Genomic DNA, 17,558 nt, shown 5'->3' with positions numbered 1-17,558 from the left:
GGCGATGGTGACCTACGCGCAGGCGCAGGAGCGCGCCGAGGAGTGGATCAACGGTGACGTGCCCGCGTACCAGCATCGTGAGGTGCGGGTGCGGGAGTTCGAGCTGGGTTTCGTGGTGTGGGGCGAGGACCGGGCGGAGGGCCCGCGTTCGGACGCCGGTGCGCAGCGGCTCGTGATCGCCCGGGACAGCGGGGAGGCGACGCTGTGGCCGGGGCTGCCGGTGGGTGAGGTGATCCGCCGGTACGAGGAGGAGTACGGGCGTGCGGACGAGCCGCAGGACGCGGTTCCGGCGCCGGCTGCCGCGCGGATGGATCTGAATCAGACGTCGTTCCTGCTGACTCCTCCGGAGTGGTTGCAGGAGGCGGCGGACAAGCTGGGCATCGGGGACCGGCGGTCGGGGGGCGAGGACGGTTCGGGTGCCGGGGCCGGGGCTGGTGCGTCTGGTGCCGGTGCTTCCGGTGGCGTCGGTTCCGGTGTCGGTGTCGGTGGTGGGGCTTCGTCCGGTGGGGCGGGGCCGGCGCAGACGCAGGCCGGGGTGCCGGCGGGGGCGTCCGGGGCGTCTGGGGCGTCTGGTGGGGCGCAGGGTCGGTCCGGTGCGCCGGGCGTGCCCGGGGCGCCCGCTCCTGTGAACGCGCCTTCGGCGGATGTGCCGGTGGGGGCGACGCCCTGGGCCGGTACGGACACGAACGCGGACTCCGCCGAGGACGACCGTTCGGTGCCGTTGCCCGCGACGGTGTTCGCCCCGCCGCTGGGCGATGCCGACGACGAGGCTCCGCGGCCGCCGGTGAGCGCGCCGGATGCGAAGACGGCGTTGATGTCGGGGGGCAGCCAGCTGCCGCCGACGGCGGTCGCGCCGGCTCTCGACTCTTCGAACGCGCCGGGCGCGCAGGGCTTTTCGCCGGGCGCGCCGGGTGCCCCGTCCGCCCCCGGTGTGCCCGGGGCGCCCGCTGCCCCTGGTGCGCCTGGCGCTCCGCAGGGCAGTACGCCCCCGCCCGGTACGCCGCCGTACGGCTACCCGCAGCCGCCGGTGGCGCCCGGTACGCCTGCGCCGGGCGCCCCCGCCTACCCGCCGGCGCCCGGCACTCCGCTCGCGCCCCCCGCGGCTCCCGGCGCGCCGGGCGCTCCGCAGGGCAGCACGCCCCCGCCGCCCCCGGGCGCGCCGACCTACGGCTATCCGCAGGGTCCCGGCGCTGCGCAGGGTGCTCCGGGTTACGGCTACCCGCAGGCGCCGCCGCCGGGTGGTGTGGCGGGTGCGCCGCAGCCTCCGGCCGACACGGGTGCCTCGGCGCGGCGGCTCGCGCCGAACGCCGGGGATATCGCGGATGCCGCGACGAGCAAGGCCGCGCCGCCGCCGAAGAAGGCGCGCGGCGGTGTGGGTGCGCCGCCTCCGCCGCCGGGTGCCCCTGGTACGCCGGGCGCGCGCCCGGGGAGTGCGCCGACGCCTCCCGCGCCGGGCGCGCCTGCCGGCGGGTATGTGCCGACACAGCTGGTGTCGGCGCTCGGGCCAGAGGGGCCCGAGGGGCCCGGTGGCGCTGGTGCGCCGAATGCTCCGGGTGCCCCTCAGCCTCCTGCTGCGCCTCCGGGCAACGTGCACCACGCGGCCACGGTGCTGGCCGACCCCAGCCAGCCGGGCGGGGGCGCGCCGCAGCCTCCGGGCGCTCCGGGTGCGCCGAACCCGCCCGGCGCCCCGGGCGGCGGCCGCGAGGCCGTGCACCATGCGGAGACCGTGCTGGCCGGGCCCCCGGTGACCGGACCGGGCGCACCCCCGCCGCCGCCCGCCCCCGGCACGCTCGGTGCGCCGGGCGCCCCCGGCATGCCGCCGGGCGTTCCGGGTGCCCCGCAGCCGATGCCGCCGGGTGCGATGCCGCCGCCGGGCGCGCCCGGGCAGCCGCCGGCGTACGGGTATCCGCAGCAGGGGCAGCCGACGGTGGGGCCGGGCTATCAGGCGGTGCTGCGCTATCGCGCGCAGGACGGTTCGGAGCAGCAGCTGATCCGGCGTTCGGCGCCGGGTACGCCGCATCCGGAGTGGCAGATCTTCCACGAGCTGCGGGCGATGAACGTGCCGCCGGACCAGGTGCTGGAGCTGCACACGGAGCTGGAGTCGTGCGCGCTGCCCGGCGCCTACTGTGCGCGGATGATCCGGGAGCAGTGGCCGCAGGCGCGGATCACGAGCATCGCGCCGTACGGCGCGGACCATGCGAGCCGGCAGCAGGGCATGCGGCAACTGCTGGCGCATCAGGGAGAGTTGCACCAGGTGGCGGACGGTCCGGCGCGGCCCGCGCCGGTGCGGGCGCCGTTGCCGCCGGTGCAGGCCGCGCCGCCCGTCCCGCCGGAGGGCATCGCGCAGGAGCTGGCGGCGGCGTTCGGGCCGGGGATCTTCCGGTTCGAGCAGCAGGCGGTGTCGCGGCAGGGTGTGCCGCCGATCGTGGCGCACACGCTGGTGGTGGCCGGTCTGCCGGTGGACATGGGCCCGTTCTTCTGGGCGCAGGCCCAGCCGGGCCGGCCGGTGCCGACGCTGGCGGAGCTGGCGGCCGAGCGCGGGGTGCAGCCGGCCTCGGACGCCGGCTCGTACCTGGTCATGGGCACCGACTTCGGCAAGGCGATCTGTGTGCAGTACGGCACGGCGAACATCGTGGCCGTACCCGTCGAGGCGGGGCCGGGCGGCGCTTGCGTGCCGCCGCAGTTCGTGAATACCGGGCTGCCGGAGTTCGCGCGCTGCCTGGCGCTGCTGGGCCGGATGTGGCGGCTGCGGTTCGGGCTGAATCAGGAGCAGGCGGGCCGCTGGACCGTCGACTTCCAGGCGCAGCTGGCCTCCCTGGACCCGGCGGCGCTCGGTTCGCCGGAGAGCTGGTGGTCGGTGCTGCTGGAGCAGATGTGGGACGGCCTGCTGTAGGCGCGCCGGCCGGACGTTGCCGGATCATGCCCTTCACGCGCGCGTGAAGGGCATGATGGGCCGGTGGACTTGGAGCCGTACCGGGGTGAGCTGGTGGCGTACTGCTACCGCATGCTGGGCTCGTTCCACGAGGCCGAGGATCTGACGCAGGAGACGATGCTGCGGGCCTGGAAGGCGCGGGACCGCTACGACGCCACGCGCGCGTCCGTGCGGACGTGGCTGCACCGGATCGCGACCAACGCCTGTCTGAGCGCGCTGGAGAGCCGTTCGCGCCGCCCTCTGCCGTCCGGGTTGGGAGCGCCCTCGGACGATCCCGGCGCGCCGCTGATGCCGGCACTTGAGGTGCCGTGGCTGGAACCGTTCCCCGAGGCGCGGTTCGACGTGGAGGCGCGCGCGGACCTGCGGCTGGCGCTGGTGGCGGCGCTGCAGTGGCTGCCGGCGCGGCAGCGGGCCGTGCTGGTGCTGCGCGAGGTGCTGGAGTTCTCCGCCGCCGAGGTCGCCGAGCAGCTGGAGACGTCGGTGGCCGCGGTGAACAGCGCGTTGCAGCGGGCGCGCGCCGCGCTCGCGCGCGGGGGCGCGATCGGGGAGGTCGGCGAGCCGGAAGATCCCGAGGTGCGGGCGGTGGTGCGGCGCTACATGCGCGCCTTCGAGGCGGCCGACGTGCCGGCGCTGGTGCGGCTGCTCACCGAGGACGCGGTCCTGGAGATGCCGCCGGTGCCGCTGTGGTACCGGGGCAGGCGGGACTACGGCCTGTTCATGGAGCGGGTGTTCGCGATGCGCGGCGCGGGCTGGCGGGTGGAGCGTGCGGCAGCCAACGGGCAGCCGGCGCTCGCGGCGTACGCGCCGGTGCCCGGCGGCGGTCATGCGCTCCACACGGTGCAGGTCCTGACGGTGACCGGCGGCCGGGTCGCCCGCAACGTGGTGTTCGCCGACCCGCGCGTCCTGACCGCGTTCGCGCCCCCTGCGCCCGCCGCCCCCTGAGACGGCACGGCTCCCGACGGCGACCGTCACGCGATTTCTCGGCTGGAGCGATGAGTCCGGCCGGTGTCGCCGGTAGGTACCGGTGAGCAACCGAGCCAAGCGAAGGGGCCGTCGTCGTGAGTGTCGTCGTCATCGAGTTCATCAGCCTGGACGGGATCGTGTCCGACCCGGACGGGTCCGCGGGTACGCCGTACGGCGGCTGGGCCTTCCGGCACGGCCCGGAGGCGGTCGCGGGGGACAAGTTCCGGCTCGGCCGTGTGCTGGACGAAGGGGTCCTGCTGCTGGGCCGTACCACCTGGGAGCTGTTCGCGCGGCTGTGGCCGGGGCGGGACGATCCGTTCGCCGCGCGGATGAACGCTGTGCCGAAACTGGTCGTCTCCCGCGGCGCCCCGGACGTGTCCGCGTGGGCCAACTCCCGCCTGCTGGAAGGTGACCTGGCGCACGCCGTACGCGCCGAGCGGCGGGACGTGGTCGTCACCGGCAGCCTCGGTGTCGTGGCCGCGCTGCGGGAGGAGGACCTGGTCGACGAGTACCGGCTGCTCACCTTCCCGGTCGTGCTGGGGCAGGGCCGGCGGCTGTTCCCGGCCGGGAGCGAGCCGGTCGAGCTGGAGTGCCTGTCGGCCGAACGGGTGGGCGCCGCCGTCCTCACACGCCACGGGAGGGCCGCACGATGACGGCCCGCTTCCTCGCCCTGTACGAGACCCCCGCCGACCCGGAGGCGTTCGACCGGCACTACCGCGAGGTGCACATCCCGCTGGGCCGACGGCTGCCCGGTCTGCGCCGCTACACCGTCGGCAGGGAGACGGCGCCGGTGCGCGGGGGCGCGCCGTACTACCTGGTCGCGACGCTGGAGTGGGAATCGCCGGCAGAGCTGCGCGCGGCGTTCGCCTCGGCCGAGGGGCGCGCCACGGCGGCGGACGCCGCGCGCCTGGCGGACCTGGCGCCTGTTCACAGCGTGATCGTCACCCTTGAGGAGGACGTGCTGTAACCGGCCCCGCTCGCCGTACCGATCGCGGAGTGCGGGGTTTCGGGCGTGACGTGGCAGCGGAGTGTCGCATTATGAACACTTACGTCTGATCCATCAGGATATGCGGGAAATCATCCTGCCGTGTACGTCCGGCGGAGAGGGGTTCCCACGGTGAGCAGCGCATCGGTGTCGCCGCACGGCTTCGTGACCGTCCGGGGGCGCGGCTACCGCCCCGAGCAGGTCGACGCCTGCCTGGAGCAGCTGTCCTGCGACCGCGACGCCGCGTGGGAACGGGCCGCGCGGCTGACCGTGCTCGCCAAGGACATGGAGGCGGAGGCCGCGCGGATGCGCGAGGCCGTCGCCCGGCTCGCGCCGCACGCGTACGAGTCGCTCGGTGAGGGCGCACGGCGGGTGTTCCAGCTCGCGCAGGAGGAGGCGGCGGACTTGTGCGAGCGCACGCGCCGTGCGGCGGACCGGCTCCTCGCGCAGGCCCAGGCGCACGCCGAGGGCGTACGACGGCAGGCGCAGGAAACGGCGGACGCGCTCCGCGCGGAAGCCGACGAACGCGCCCGCCGGTTGCTCCTCGCCGCGCGCGCCGAGGCCGACGACATCCGCGTCGGCGCGCGGCGCGAGGTGAAGGAAGGGCGCTCGGAGGCGCTTTCCGCGTTGCGCGAGGTACGGCAGCGCACCGCCGGCATGCTCGCCGAGCAGTCCCGGGAGCACGCCGAGCGGTGGGCCGAGGCCGAGCGCGAGGCGGCCGAGCGGATCACCGCGCTGGACGCCCGGCACGCCGAGCGGGTGATCCGGGCCGAGACCGCGCTGTCCGACGCCGAGCGGGCTCTTAGGGAGGCCGAGGAGTACGCGCGCCGCAGCCAGGAGGAGGCACACGCGCGTGCCGCCGAGATCATCGCCGGCGCGCGCGTGCGCGAGGAACGCATCGCCCTGGAGACGGAACAGGTGCTGCGCGAACACGGCGAGACCTGGGACGTCGTGCGGGAGCACATGGACCACGTCCGCAGCAGCCTGATCTCCCTGACCGGCAGAGCGACCCTGGACTAACGGCCCTTGCGCACCGCCCCCGCCAGAATCCATCCCTCCACCGCCTCGTACTGGTGCCGCTGTTGCTCCGCCTTGGCCCGGCCCGAGGCGATCGTGCCGAGCCAGCCGAAGAGGAAGCCGGCCGGGATGGAGACGATGCCGGTGGTGGTGAACGGGAACCAGTTGAAGTCGGCGTGCGGGAAGGCCGATACGGGTGAGCCGGAGACCAGGTTGGTGCCCGGCATGAGCAGCAGCACGGTCAGCGTGCCCCCGATGAGCGTCGCCAGCAGCCCGCTGCGGGTGTAGCGGCGCCAGAACAGCCCGTACACCAGGGCCGGTGCGATGGCCGAGGCGCCCAGGCAGAAGGAGAGTGTCACCAGGGGCTGCAGGCTGTGGTGCTGCACCAGTGTGGCGAGCAGGATCGTCGGCACGCCTGTGGCGAGCGCCGAGACGCGGGCGAGGGCCATCTCGCGCCGGGCCGGCATCTCCTGCACACGGGCCGCGAACACGTCGTGGGCGAGGGAGTTGGCGCAGGCGAGGATCATCCCGGCGACCGAGGCGAGCAGGGTCAGGAAGATCGCCGTCGTCACCATGGTGAACAGGAAGGTCTCCGCCGTGGACACGTCCGTGCCGAAGGCCGCCCGTGAGCCCAGCAGGTACGCGGTGTTGCCCTGCGGATCGGCCCGGGCGATCACGGCACGGCCGACCAGCGCCGTGGCGCCGAACCCGACCACCGTGATGACCAGCACGAACAGCGCGACGATCGACACCGCCCAGGACATCGAGCGGCGCACCTGGCGGGCGCTGGAGGCGGTGTACATGCGCATGGTGATGTGCGGCAGACAGGCGCCGCCGAGTACCACCGTCAGCTCCGAGGCGACCATGTCGAGGCGGGATTTGCCCGAGGTGCCGAACTCCAGCCCTGAGCGCAGGAAGGCCGGCCCGGCGCCGCTCTGCCGCGAGGCCGCGGTGAACAGCGCGCCCGGATCCCAGTCGAAGCGGCGCAGGATCAGCACGGCGACCACGGCGCCCGAACCGACCAGCATCACGATCTTCAGGATCTGGATGAGCGCGGTGCCCTTCATGCCGCCGATCGCCGCGTAGGCGATCATCAGAGCGCCCAGCGCGACGACGCACGCGGTCTTCAGCGACTCGTCGGTGAAGCCCAGGATGAAGGCCATCAGCTGCCCGGTTCCGGCGAGTTGGACCAGCATCAGCGGCAGCAGCGCGGCGATCGTCACCGCGCAGGCCGTGACGCGCACGCAGCGCCCCGGCAGCCGGCGGGCGAGCGCGTCGCCCATGGTGAACCGGCCCGCGTTGCGCAGCGGTTCGGCCAGCAGGAACATCAGCAGCATCAGCGACAGCGCGGTGCTCAGGGCGAGGACGACTCCGTCGTAGCCGCACAGGGCGATGATTCCGCCGGTGCCGAGGACGGTGGCCGCGGAGATGTAGTCCCCCGCGATGGCGAGGCCGTTGCGCAGCGGGGACAGGGAGCCGTAGCCGGTGTAGAACTCGTCGAGGTCGTCGCGGTCGGGGCCGGTCATCACGCACAGCAGCAGGGTCACCGTGGCGGCGGTGGAGAAGGCGACCAGGGACATGGACTGGGCCGAGCCGCTGAAACCGGCGAAGCCTCCCACGGCGGGAGTGCCGGCGGCGGCGGTCATCGGACGGCTCCCCGGCGTGCGTCCAGTTCGGCCTGCTTGCGGATGCGGTCCGCGAGCGGATCGACGTGCCGGCGCGCGGTGTGCTCGTACAGGGCGATCGCGAGCCAGGTGACCGGGAGTTGGACGAGGGCGAGCAGCAGACCGGCGGGGATGCCGTCGGCGACCGTGCGCGTCATCACGCCGGGCGCGGTCGCGGACAGCACCAGGAACAGGGTGAAGTAGCCCAGCGCGGTGAGCGTGGCCGTACGCCGCTGCCAGCGGTAGGCGCTGCGCAGCACCCGCAGGTCGCTGTGGTGGCCGACGGGTTCACGGGGCGGCCGGCGGTCCGGGCCGGGTGGCGGCGGGGGAGCGGGCTGCCAGGGGTAGGTGAGAGGGGGCGGGTCGTACGGGGGACGGGGCCGGTCGTAGGGCGGTGGGGAGGTGTCGTAGAACGGCTGGGGCGGGTGGTACGAGGAGTGCGGCGGGTCGTAGGACATCCCGGGGCTCCTTGCGTGGCTCGGGTCCGTGGCGGCGGACCGCAGGGAGGTGGGGGGGGCGCGGAGCCACGCACGCTACTCGCGGAGTCCGGGGCGCGCGGCGTTTTCACCAAACTGGCCAGTCGGTATGCGCTTACTACGGAAGAAGCCTTGCCGGCCTGGGGTGTTACCCGCGTTAACCGGCCCCTCGTGCGCTCACTCGTCGCGCACCGGGAACCGCCGCGGTGCCACCAGCAGCAGCACCAGGAAGGCCAGGGCCGCCGCGGCTGCCGCCCCGAGGTACACCGCGTGCACCGCGTCGGCGATCGCGCGCCGGGTCGCCTCCGGGGCCGTACCGGCGTCCAACGCGCGCGTGACGGAGTCCAGATCGCCCGCCCCGCCCAGCCGTGCGGCGAGCATCCCGTTGGCGACGGCGCCGAACAGCGAGGCGCCCAGGGTCTGTCCGGTCTGCCGGCAGAACAGCACGGACGCGGTCGTGGTGCCCCGCTCCGACCAGCCCACCGTCGACTGCACCCCGACGATCAGCGGCAGCTGGAACAGCCCGAGCGCCGCGCCCAGCAGCAGCATCAGCAGCGTCGGCTGCCACCACGAGCCGGGGTAGGGCAGCAGCGGGAACGCGCACAGGATCAGCGCGGCCAGCCCGATGCCGAGCAGCGCGGTGTCCCGGAAGCCGATGCGCCGGTAGACGTGCTGGCTGAGCGCCGCAGACACCGGCCAGCTGAGCGTCCACACCGACAGCACGAAACCGGCGGCCACGGGCGCGAGTCCGAGCACCGACTGCGCGTACGTCGGCAGGAACACGCTCGGCGCCACCATCAGCAGGCCCAGCGCGCCGAGCGCCAGATTGACCGCCGCGATCGTCCGGCGCCGCCACACCCACCCGGGGATGATCGGCTGCGTCGCCCGCCGCTCCACCACGACCACCACACCGGCCAGCGCCAGGCCGGTGCCGAAGAGCGTGAGCGAGGGCGCCGACAGCCACGGCCAGGCGACCCCGCCCTGCACCAGCGCCGTCAGCAGCACCCCGCCGCACGCGAACACCGCGAGCGCGCCGGCCCAGTCCACGCGCGCGTGGACCGCGTTTTCCGGGTTCTCCGGCTCCTTCGGCCTCTCCCGCTCGGGCTCGTGGAGATGACGGACGATCAGCCACAGCGCGGCGGCGCCGATCGGCAGGTTGATCAGGAAGATCCAGCGCCAGTCGGCGTACGCGGCGAGCACCCCGCCGAGCCCTGGCCCCGCCACCGCCGACACCGCCCACACCGTGGACAGCTTCGACTGGATCTTCGGGCGCTCCGCCAGCGGATACAGATCGGCGGCCAGCGTCTGCACGGTGCCCTGCAACGCCCCGCCGCCCAGCCCCTGCACGATCCGGAACGCGATCAGCGCCGCCATGTTCCAGGCGCCCGCGCACAGCAGCGAGCCCAGCAGGAACACGGCCGCGCCCGTCACCAGCACCGGCTTGCGGCCGAAGGTGTCGGACAGCTTGCCGTAGACGGGGAGCGTGACGGTCACGGCGAGCAGATAGCCGGAGAAGAGCCAGGAGAAGACGGAGAACCCGCCGAGGTCGCCGACGATCTGCGGTACGGCCGTGGAGACGATGGTGGCGTCGAGCGCGGCCAGCGCCATCGCCAGCATCAGCGCGGCGACCACCGCGCCCCGCCGCCGGGTGTCCTGCCGCCGCACCGCGCCGCCGCGTATCGCGGGTGTCGTACTCCCCACCGGACCCCTCCCGTGCTCCCGCCGGGCACTCCCGTGCCCCGTGCATCCATCTCCGGTACGACAGCTTCCCACGCGCCGCACGCCTTGCCTCCGACGCGACGGCTTGACCCTGACGCGACGGCAGGGTGGAGGCTTTGCGCACCGAAGGGTGGAGACGACCCCGAGGAGAACTCCGCCCGCGGGTGGAGCACCCCTAGGGGTACCTCCTTACTTCGGCCCGGGAAGGGTTCGTTCCGGCGGAGGACGAGAGTGGCTGGGCCCGGTCCTTAACCTGGCTTTACGCCGCCGAGGGGCGGCTGACCGCACCGGCGGGGTGGGGTTTTCCCCCGGGAAAGAGGGGGCCTCGCACCAGCGCGCGAGGGCCCCGCCGACCGCGAGACTCGACGACGTACCCGAGAACGAGGCCCTGGCGTGCCAGGGCACAACTCACCGACATGCCGACCGACATAGGAGACATACCGTGACATCGGCTGTGACCATTCCCAGGCACGGGGGCACTGGAGGGCGTACGGCCGTTGCCGCGCGGGCGCGGCAGGTCGTGAAGGCGTACGGGGCCGGCGAGACCCGCGTCGTCGCCCTCGATCACGTCGACGTGGACATCGCGCGGGGCCAGTTCACCGCCATCATGGGCCCCTCGGGGTCCGGCAAGTCCACGCTCATGCACTGCCTCGCCGGACTCGACACCGTCACCGGCGGCCAGATCTACCTGGACGAGACCGAGATCACCGGCCTGAAGGACAAGAAGCTCACCCAGCTGCGCCGGGACCGGATCGGCTTCATCTTCCAGGCGTTCAACCTGCTGCCGACCCTGAACGCCCTCGAGAACATCACGCTGCCCATGGACATCGCCGGGCGCAAGCCGGACAAGGCCTGGCTGGACCGCGTGGTGGAGACCGTCGGGCTCGCCGGACGGCTCAAGCACCGGCCGGCCCAGCTCTCCGGCGGCCAGCAGCAGCGCGTCGCCGTGGCCCGCGCCCTCGCCGCCCGCCCCGAGATCATCTTCGGGGACGAGCCGACCGGAAACCTCGACTCGCGCGCGGGCGCGGAAGTCCTCGGCTTCCTGCGGCGGTCCGTGGACGAACTCGGCCAGACCATCGTGATGGTCACCCACGACCCCGTCGCCGCCTCCTACGCCGACCGCGTGCTCTACCTCGCCGACGGCCGGATCGTCGACGAGATGTACAACCCGACGGCCGATCAGGTCCTGGACCGCATGAAGGACTTCGACGCCCGGGGGCGTACGTCATGACCGTCCTGAAGACCTCGCTGCGCAACTTCTTCGCGCACAAGGGCCGCATGGCGCTCTCGGCGATCGCGGTCCTGCTGTCGGTGGCGTTCGTGTGCGGCACCCTGGTGTTCACCGACACGATGAACACCACCTTCGACAAGCTGTTCCAGGCCACGTCCTCGGACGTGACGGTCAGCGCGAAGGGCTCCTCCGACACCGGTGAGACCACCTCCCGCACCGGGAAGCCGCCGGTCATGCCGGCCTCCGTGGTCGGCAAGGTCCGAGGCGCCCAGGGCGTCGAGAAGGCCGAGGGCACGGTGGGCTCCACCTCGATGACCGTCATCGACGCCCACCGGGACAAGCTGTCGCCGAGCAGCGGCGCGCCGACCATCGTCGGCAGCTGGAACAGCAACGACGCCCGCACCATGAAGATCACCAAGGGTACGGCGCCCAAGGGCCCGGACCAGGTCATGGTCGACGAGGACACCGCCGCCAAGCACCACCTGAAGCTCGGTGACGACATCGGCATGATCTCGGTCGTCGGCACGCACCACGCGCGCGTGTCCGGCATCGCCGCCTTCCAGGTCACCAACCCCGGCGCGGCGATCTTCTACCTGGACGTGAAGACCGCCCAGCAGACCCTGGTCGGCAAGACCGGCGTCTACACCAACGTCAACGTCACCGCCGCCCACGGCGTGACGAACGACCAGCTGAAGAAGAACGTCACCGCCGCCCTCGGCCACGGCTACAAGGTGCAGACCGCCAAGGAGGTCGCGGACGCCAACCAGAAGAGCGTCGAGAGCTTCCTGAACGTCATGAAGTACGCGATGCTCGGCTTCGCCGGGATCGCCTTCCTCGTCGGCATCTTCCTGATCATCAACACCTTCTCCATGCTGGTCGCCCAGCGCACCCGCGAGATCGGCCTGATGCGCGCCATCGGCTCCTCCCGCAGGCAGGTCAACCGGTCGGTGCTGATCGAGGCGCTGCTGCTCGGCGTGATCGGCTCCGTGCTCGGCGTCGGCGCGGGCGTCGGCATCGCGGTCGGCCTGATGAAGCTCATGGGCAAGATGGGCATGCACCTGTCGACCGACGATCTGACCGTCGCCTGGACGACCCCCGCCGTCGGCCTGCTCCTCGGTGTCGTGGTCACCGTCCTGGCCGCCTATCTGCCCGCCCGCCGCGCCGGCAAGGTCTCCCCGATGGCCGCCCTGCGCGACGCCGGCGCCCCGGCCGACGCCAGGGCCGGCGCCGTCCGGGCCGTGATCGGCCTGCTCCTCACCGCCGCCGGCGGCTGGAGCCTGTACGTCGCCGCGACCGCCGACAAGGCCAAGGCCGGCTCGGGCTGGCTGGGCCTGGGCGTGGTGACCACGCTGATCGGTTTCGTCGTCATCGGCCCGCTGCTGGCCGCCGGACTGGTCCGTGTCCTCGGCGCGATCATCCTGCGGGTCTTCGGTCCCGTGGGCCGGATGGCCGAGCGCAACGCGCTGCGCAACCCGCGCCGCACCGGCGCCACCGGCGCGGCCCTGATGATCGGCCTGGCCCTGGTGGCCTGCCTGTCGGTGGTGGGCTCCTCCATGGTGGCCTCGGCCACCGACCAGCTCGACAAGACCGTCGGCACCGACTTCATCATCCAGGGCGACCAGGAGTACACGCTGATCAACCCGCAGATGGTGCAGAGGATCAAGGCCACGCCCGGCCTGGAGCGCGTCACCGAGTACAAGCTCCTGGACGCGGACCTGGCCACGCCGGACGGCCGGGTCTCGAAGAAGGAGACCATCAACGCGGCCGACCCGACCTACGCGCAGGACCTGCGCACCAAGACGGTCGCCGGCAACCTCGCCGACGCCTACAAGCCCGACTCGATGTCCGTCTTCGAGGGCTTCGCCAAGAAGCACGGCATCAAGCTCGGCTCCACCGTCTCGGTCGACTTCAAGGACGGTACGACGGCCAAGCTGACGGTCCGCGCGATCACCAGCGACGACGTCGTGGTCGACAAGGGCGCGATGTACGCCTCCATCGCCACCGCCGCGAAGTACGTGCCGGCCGACCGGATGCCGCTGGACCAGCTGGTCTTCGCCACCGCCAAGGACGGGCAGGAGGCGGCCGCCTACAAGGCGCTGAAATCGACGCTGCGCGACGACCCGGCCCTGACCGTGCGCGACCAGACCGACTACAAGAAGGCGCTGAAGGACCAGATCGGCCAGCTGCTGAACATGATCTACGGCCTGCTGGCCCTCGCGATCATCGTCGCGGTCCTGGGTGTGGTGAACACCCTGGCCCTGTCGGTGGTCGAGCGGACCCGGGAGATCGGCCTCATGCGGGCCATCGGGCTCTCCCGCCGCCAGCTGCGCCGCATGATCCGCCTGGAGTCCGTGGTGATCGCCGTCTTCGGCGCCCTGCTCGGCCTCGGGCTGGGCATGGGCTGGGGCGCGACCGCCCAGCAGCTCCTCGCGCTGGAGGGCCTGAAGGTCCTGGACATCCCCTGGCCGACGATCATCACGGTCTTCATCGCCTCGGCCTTCGTGGGCCTGTTCGCCGCGCTGATCCCGGCGTTCCGGGCGGGCCGGATGAACGTGCTGAACGCGATCGCCACGGACTAGCCGCGCAGGCCGGGCCGACGGTACGACCACCGCATACGGGGGTTGCGGGGGAAAGACCCGGTGCCGGGGAGTCCTGGGGACTCCCCGGCACCGGGTCTTTGTGCGGCGGGCCGAGCCGGGACCCCGTGGGATCACCTCTAGGCCGGCCGAGACGGGTGGGCGCGCCGGCCGCGGCACCGGCCCCGAGGTAGCGGAGTTGTCCACAGCCTCCGACGCCACCCCCGACGGAGTCGTACGCTGGACACCCCCGGTCGCCACCCGCGCCGGGCTGCTTGCGTTGCCCACCCCTGGACGGAAAAAGCCCCATGAGCCTGCACGGTCTGCTCGACGCCGTCGTCAAGGACCCCGCCCTCGCGGAAGCGATCACGGCGGCCGCGGACGGCAACCGCATGCACGTCGACCTCGTCGGCCCCCCGGCGGCCCGCCCCTTCACGGTCGCCGCGCTCGCCCGCGAGGCCGGCCGCCCGGTGCTGGCGGTCACGGCCACGGGCCGCGAGGCCGAGGACCTGGCGGCGGCCCTGCGCTCCCTGCTGCCCGCCGAGGGCGTCGTGGAGTACCCCTCCTGGGAGACTCTCCCGCACGAGCGGCTCAGCCCGCGCAGCGACACCGTCGGCCGCCGCCTCGCCGTGCTGCGCCGCCTGGCCCACCCCAGCCCGGACGACCCCGAGACCGGCCCCGTCTCCGTCGTCGTAGCGCCCGTGCGCTCCGTGCTGCAGCCGCAGGTGAAGGGCCTCGGCGACCTGGAGCCGGTGTCCTTGAGGACCGGCCAGACCGCCGACCTGAACGACATCGTGGAAGCCCTCGCGGCCGCCGCCTACGCGCGCGTGGAGCTCGTCGAGAAGCGCGGCGAGTTCGCCGTGCGCGGCGGCATCCTGGACGTGTTCCCGCCCACCGAGGAACACCCCCTGCGCGTCGAGTTCTGGGGCGACGACGTCGAGGAGATCCGCTACTTCAAGGTCGCCGACCAGCGCTCCCTCGAAGTCGCCGAGCACGGCCTGTGGGCGCCGCCGTGCCGCGAACTGCTGCTCACCGACGACGTCCGCGCACGCGCGCGCGCCCTCGCCGAAGAGCACCCGGAGCTCGGCGAACTCCTGAACAAGATCGCCGAGGGCATCGCCGTCGAGGGCATGGAATCCCTCGCCCCCGTCCTCGTCGACGACATGGAACTGCTCCTCGACGTCCTCCCCAAGGGCGCGATGGCCGTGGTCTGCGACCCGGAGCGGGTCCGTACGCGCGCCGCCGACCTCGTGGCCACCTCCCAGGAGTTCCTGCAGGCCTCCTGGGCGGCCACCGCAGGCGGCGGCGAGGCCCCGATCGACGTCGGCGCCGCCTCCCTGTGGTCCATCGCCGACGTCCGCGACCACGCGCGCGAGCTGGACATGATGTGGTGGTCGGTGTCGCCCTTCGCGGCCGATCTCGAACTCGACGCGGACACCCTCAAGCTCGGCATGCACGCGCCCGAGACCTACCGCGGCGACACCGCGCGGGCCCTCGCCGACACCAAGGGCTGGCTCGCCGACGGCTGGCGCGCGGTCTTCGTCACCGAGGGCCACGGCCCGGCCGCCCGCACCGCGGAGGTGCTCGGCAACGAGGGCATCGCCGCCCGCCTGGACGCCGACCTCGGCGAGCTGAGCCCGTCGGTGGTGCACGTCTCCTGCGGCTCGATCGAGTACGGCTTCGTGGACCCGGCCCTCAAGCTCGCCGTGCTCACCGAGACCGACCTGTCCGGCCAGCGCGCGACCGGCCGCGAGGGCGCCCGGATGCCGGCCCGCCGCCGCAAGACCATCGACCCGCTCACCCTGGAGTCGGGCGACTACATCGTCCACGAACAGCACGGCGTCGGCCGCTACATCGAGATGGTGCAGCGCACGGTGCAGGGCGCCACCCGCGAGTACCTGGTCGTGGAGTACGCACCCGCCAAGCGCGGCCAGCCCGGCGACCGCCTCTACATCCCGACCGACCAGCTGGAGCAGATCACCAAGTACGTCGGCGGCGAGGCCCCCACCCTGCACCGGCTCGGCGGCGCCGACTGGACGAAGACCAAGGCACGCGCGAAGAAGGCCGTCAAGGAGATCGCCGCCGACCTGATCAAGCTCTACAGCGCGCGCATGGCCGCCCCCGGCCACTCCTTCGGCACCGACACGCCCTGGCAGCGCGAGCTGGAGGACGCCTTCCCCTACGCCGAGACCCCGGACCAGCTCACCACCATCGCCGAGGTCAAGGAGGACATGGAGAAGACCGTCCCCATGGACCGCCTGATCTGCGGCGACGTCGGCTACGGCAAGACCGAGATCGCGGTGCGGGCCGCCTTCAAGGCCGTACAGGACGGAAAGCAGGTCGCGGTCCTGGTGCCGACGACCCTGCTGGTGCAGCAGCACTTCGGGACGTTCTCCGAGCGGTACGCGCAGTTCCCGGTGAGCGTGAAGGCCCTGTCCCGGTTCCAGACCGACACCGAGGCCAAGGCCGTCCTGGAGGGACTGAAGGACGGCGCCGTGGACGTCGTCATCGGCACCCACCGCCTGTTCTCCTCCGAGACGAAGTTCAAGGACCTCGGCCTCGTCATCGTCGACGAGGAGCAGCGCTTCGGCGTCGAGCACAAGGAGCAGCTGAAGAAGCTCCGCGCCAACGTCGACGTGCTGACCATGTCCGCCACCCCCATCCCGCGCACCCTGGAGATGGCGGTCACCGGCATCCGCGAGATGTCCACGATCACCACGCCCCCGGAGGAGCGCCACCCGGTGCTCACCTTCGTCGGGCCGTACGAGGAGAAGCAGATCGGCGCCGCCATCCGCCGCGAACTGCTGCGCGAGGGCCAGGTCTTCTACATCCACAACCGTGTGGAGTCCATCGACCGCGCGGCGGCGAGGCTCCGCGAGATCGTCCCCGAGGCACGCATCGCCACCGCCCACGGCCAGATGTCGGAGTCGGCGCTGGAGCAGGTCGTCGTCGACTTCTGGGAGAAGAGGTTCGACGTCCTCGTCTCGACCACGATCGTCGAGTCCGGCATCGACATCTCCAACGCCAACACCCTCATCGTGGAGCGCGGCGACACCTTCGGCCTGTCCCAGCTGCACCAGCTGCGCGGCCGCGTCGGCCGCGGCAGGGAGCGCGGCTACGCGTACTTCCTGTACCCGCCGGAGAAGCCGCTGACGGAGACGGCGCACGAGCGCCTGGCCACCATCGCCCAGCACACCGAGATGGGCGCGGGCATGTACGTGGCGATGAAGGACCTGGAGATCCGCGGCGCCGGCAACCTGCTCGGCGGCGAGCAGTCCGGGCACATCGCGGGCGTCGGCTTCGACCTGTACGTCCGCATGGTCGGCGAGGCGGTCGCCGACTACCGGCGCCAGCTGGAGACCGGCGAGATCGAGGAGGAGCCGCCGCTCGAGGTCAAGATCGAGCTGCCCGTCGACGCGCACGTCCCGCACGACTACGCGCCCGGCGAGCGCCTGCGCCTCCAGGCCTACCGCGCCATCGCCTCCGCCAACTCCGAGGAGGACATCAAGGCCGTCCGCGAGGAACTCACCGACCGCTACGGCAAGCTGCCCGAACCCGTGGAGAACCTGCTGCTGGTGGCCGGCCTCAGGATGCTCGCCCGCGCGTGCGGCGTCGGCGAGATCGTCCTGCAGGGCACCAACATCCGCTTCGCGCCGGTGGAGTTGCGCGAGTCGCAGGAACTGCGGGTCAAGCGCCTCTACCCCGGCACGGTCATCAAGCCGTCCGTGAACCAGGTGCTGGTCCCGCGCCCGAAGACCGCGAAGGTCGGCGGCAAGCCGCTGGTCGGCCGCGAACTGCTCGGCTGGGTAGGCGAGTTTTTGGCCTCGGTCCTGGGGTCTTAGAGGTTCTAGGAGTCGTAGGAGCCGTAGGGCGGCGCACGCCCCGGCGGCATGTCGTGAGCGGGCTCACGCGCGTGCCGGTGGTGCTCCCCCGTACGGCACCGCCATGCCCCGACTCGACCGCGGTCGGCCCGCCGTCCGCCCGCAAGCACCGTT

At 72.9% G+C, this 17,558-nt stretch carries 10 protein-coding genes and 1 pseudogene; 8 read left to right on the top strand and 3 right to left on the bottom strand.

Features of this window, described 5'->3' with window-relative positions:
- Window positions 1-4 precede the first annotated feature (4 nt).
- From ACIBJF_RS33480 to ACIBJF_RS33460, 5 genes and pseudogenes are all read left to right on the top strand, one after another.
- The gene (locus ACIBJF_RS33480; RefSeq protein WP_399179394.1) at window positions 5-2,893 is read left to right on the top strand and encodes an SUKH-4 family immunity protein; all 2,889 of its coding nucleotides are present in this window, start codon (window positions 5-7) and stop codon (window positions 2,891-2,893) included.
- 60 nt (window positions 2,894-2,953) lie between these two features.
- Window positions 2,954-3,874, top strand: a pseudogene (locus ACIBJF_RS33475) (RNA polymerase subunit sigma-70); the annotation flags it as partial.
- Window positions 3,875-3,990: 116 nt separating this feature from the next.
- On the top strand, window positions 3,991-4,548 hold the full coding sequence (locus ACIBJF_RS33470; protein WP_399179393.1) for a dihydrofolate reductase family protein: 558 nt from the start codon (window positions 3,991-3,993) through the stop codon (window positions 4,546-4,548).
- On the top strand, window positions 4,545-4,862 hold the full coding sequence (locus ACIBJF_RS33465) for an EthD family reductase (protein WP_399179391.1): 318 nt from the start codon (window positions 4,545-4,547) through the stop codon (window positions 4,860-4,862). Before ACIBJF_RS33470 ends, ACIBJF_RS33465 begins: the two co-directional genes overlap by 4 nt.
- 150 nt (window positions 4,863-5,012) lie before the next feature.
- The gene (locus ACIBJF_RS33460; RefSeq protein ID WP_399179389.1) at window positions 5,013-5,900 is read left to right on the top strand and encodes a cellulose-binding protein; all 888 of its coding nucleotides are present in this window, start codon (window positions 5,013-5,015) and stop codon (window positions 5,898-5,900) included.
- On the opposite strand, the gene ACIBJF_RS33455 is transcribed toward ACIBJF_RS33460, so the two are convergent.
- From ACIBJF_RS33455 to ACIBJF_RS33445, 3 genes are all read right to left on the bottom strand, one after another.
- Window positions 5,897-7,543, bottom strand: coding sequence for a cation acetate symporter (locus ACIBJF_RS33455; RefSeq protein ID WP_399179387.1), 1,647 nt, complete (start codon window positions 7,541-7,543; stop codon window positions 5,897-5,899). The genes ACIBJF_RS33460 and ACIBJF_RS33455 overlap by 4 nt on opposite strands.
- The gene (locus tag ACIBJF_RS33450) at window positions 7,540-8,019 is read right to left on the bottom strand and encodes a DUF485 domain-containing protein (RefSeq protein WP_399179385.1); all 480 of its coding nucleotides are present in this window, start codon (window positions 8,017-8,019) and stop codon (window positions 7,540-7,542) included. Before ACIBJF_RS33450 ends, ACIBJF_RS33455 begins: the two co-directional genes overlap by 4 nt.
- Window positions 8,020-8,214: 195 nt before the next feature.
- Window positions 8,215-9,738 carry an MFS transporter gene (locus ACIBJF_RS33445; RefSeq protein ID WP_399179383.1) on the bottom strand — a complete coding sequence of 508 codons (1,524 nt, stop codon included), beginning with the start codon at window positions 9,736-9,738 and terminating at the stop codon, window positions 8,215-8,217.
- 460 nt (window positions 9,739-10,198) lie between these two features.
- Between ACIBJF_RS33445 and ACIBJF_RS33440 the strand changes: the two genes are divergently transcribed.
- From ACIBJF_RS33440 to mfd, 3 genes are all read left to right on the top strand, one after another.
- Window positions 10,199-10,987 (top strand): ABC transporter ATP-binding protein, encoded by a 789-nt coding sequence (locus ACIBJF_RS33440; RefSeq protein WP_399179382.1) that lies wholly within the window; start codon window positions 10,199-10,201, stop codon window positions 10,985-10,987.
- On the top strand, window positions 10,984-13,566 hold the full coding sequence (locus tag ACIBJF_RS33435; protein ID WP_399179381.1) for an ABC transporter permease: 2,583 nt from the start codon (window positions 10,984-10,986) through the stop codon (window positions 13,564-13,566). The genes ACIBJF_RS33440 and ACIBJF_RS33435 overlap by 4 nt, the downstream gene beginning before the upstream one ends.
- 305 nt (window positions 13,567-13,871) lie before the next feature.
- The gene (gene mfd, locus ACIBJF_RS33430) at window positions 13,872-17,405 is read left to right on the top strand and encodes a transcription-repair coupling factor (RefSeq protein ID WP_399179379.1); all 3,534 of its coding nucleotides are present in this window, start codon (window positions 13,872-13,874) and stop codon (window positions 17,403-17,405) included.
- The last annotated feature ends 153 nt before the right edge of the window (window positions 17,406-17,558 follow it).

This window comes from Streptomyces sp. NPDC050743 (genome assembly GCF_044456925.1).
Lineage (GTDB): Bacteria > Actinomycetota > Actinomycetes > Streptomycetales > Streptomycetaceae > Streptomyces.
This window is presented reverse-complemented; position numbering and strand designations above follow the sequence as displayed.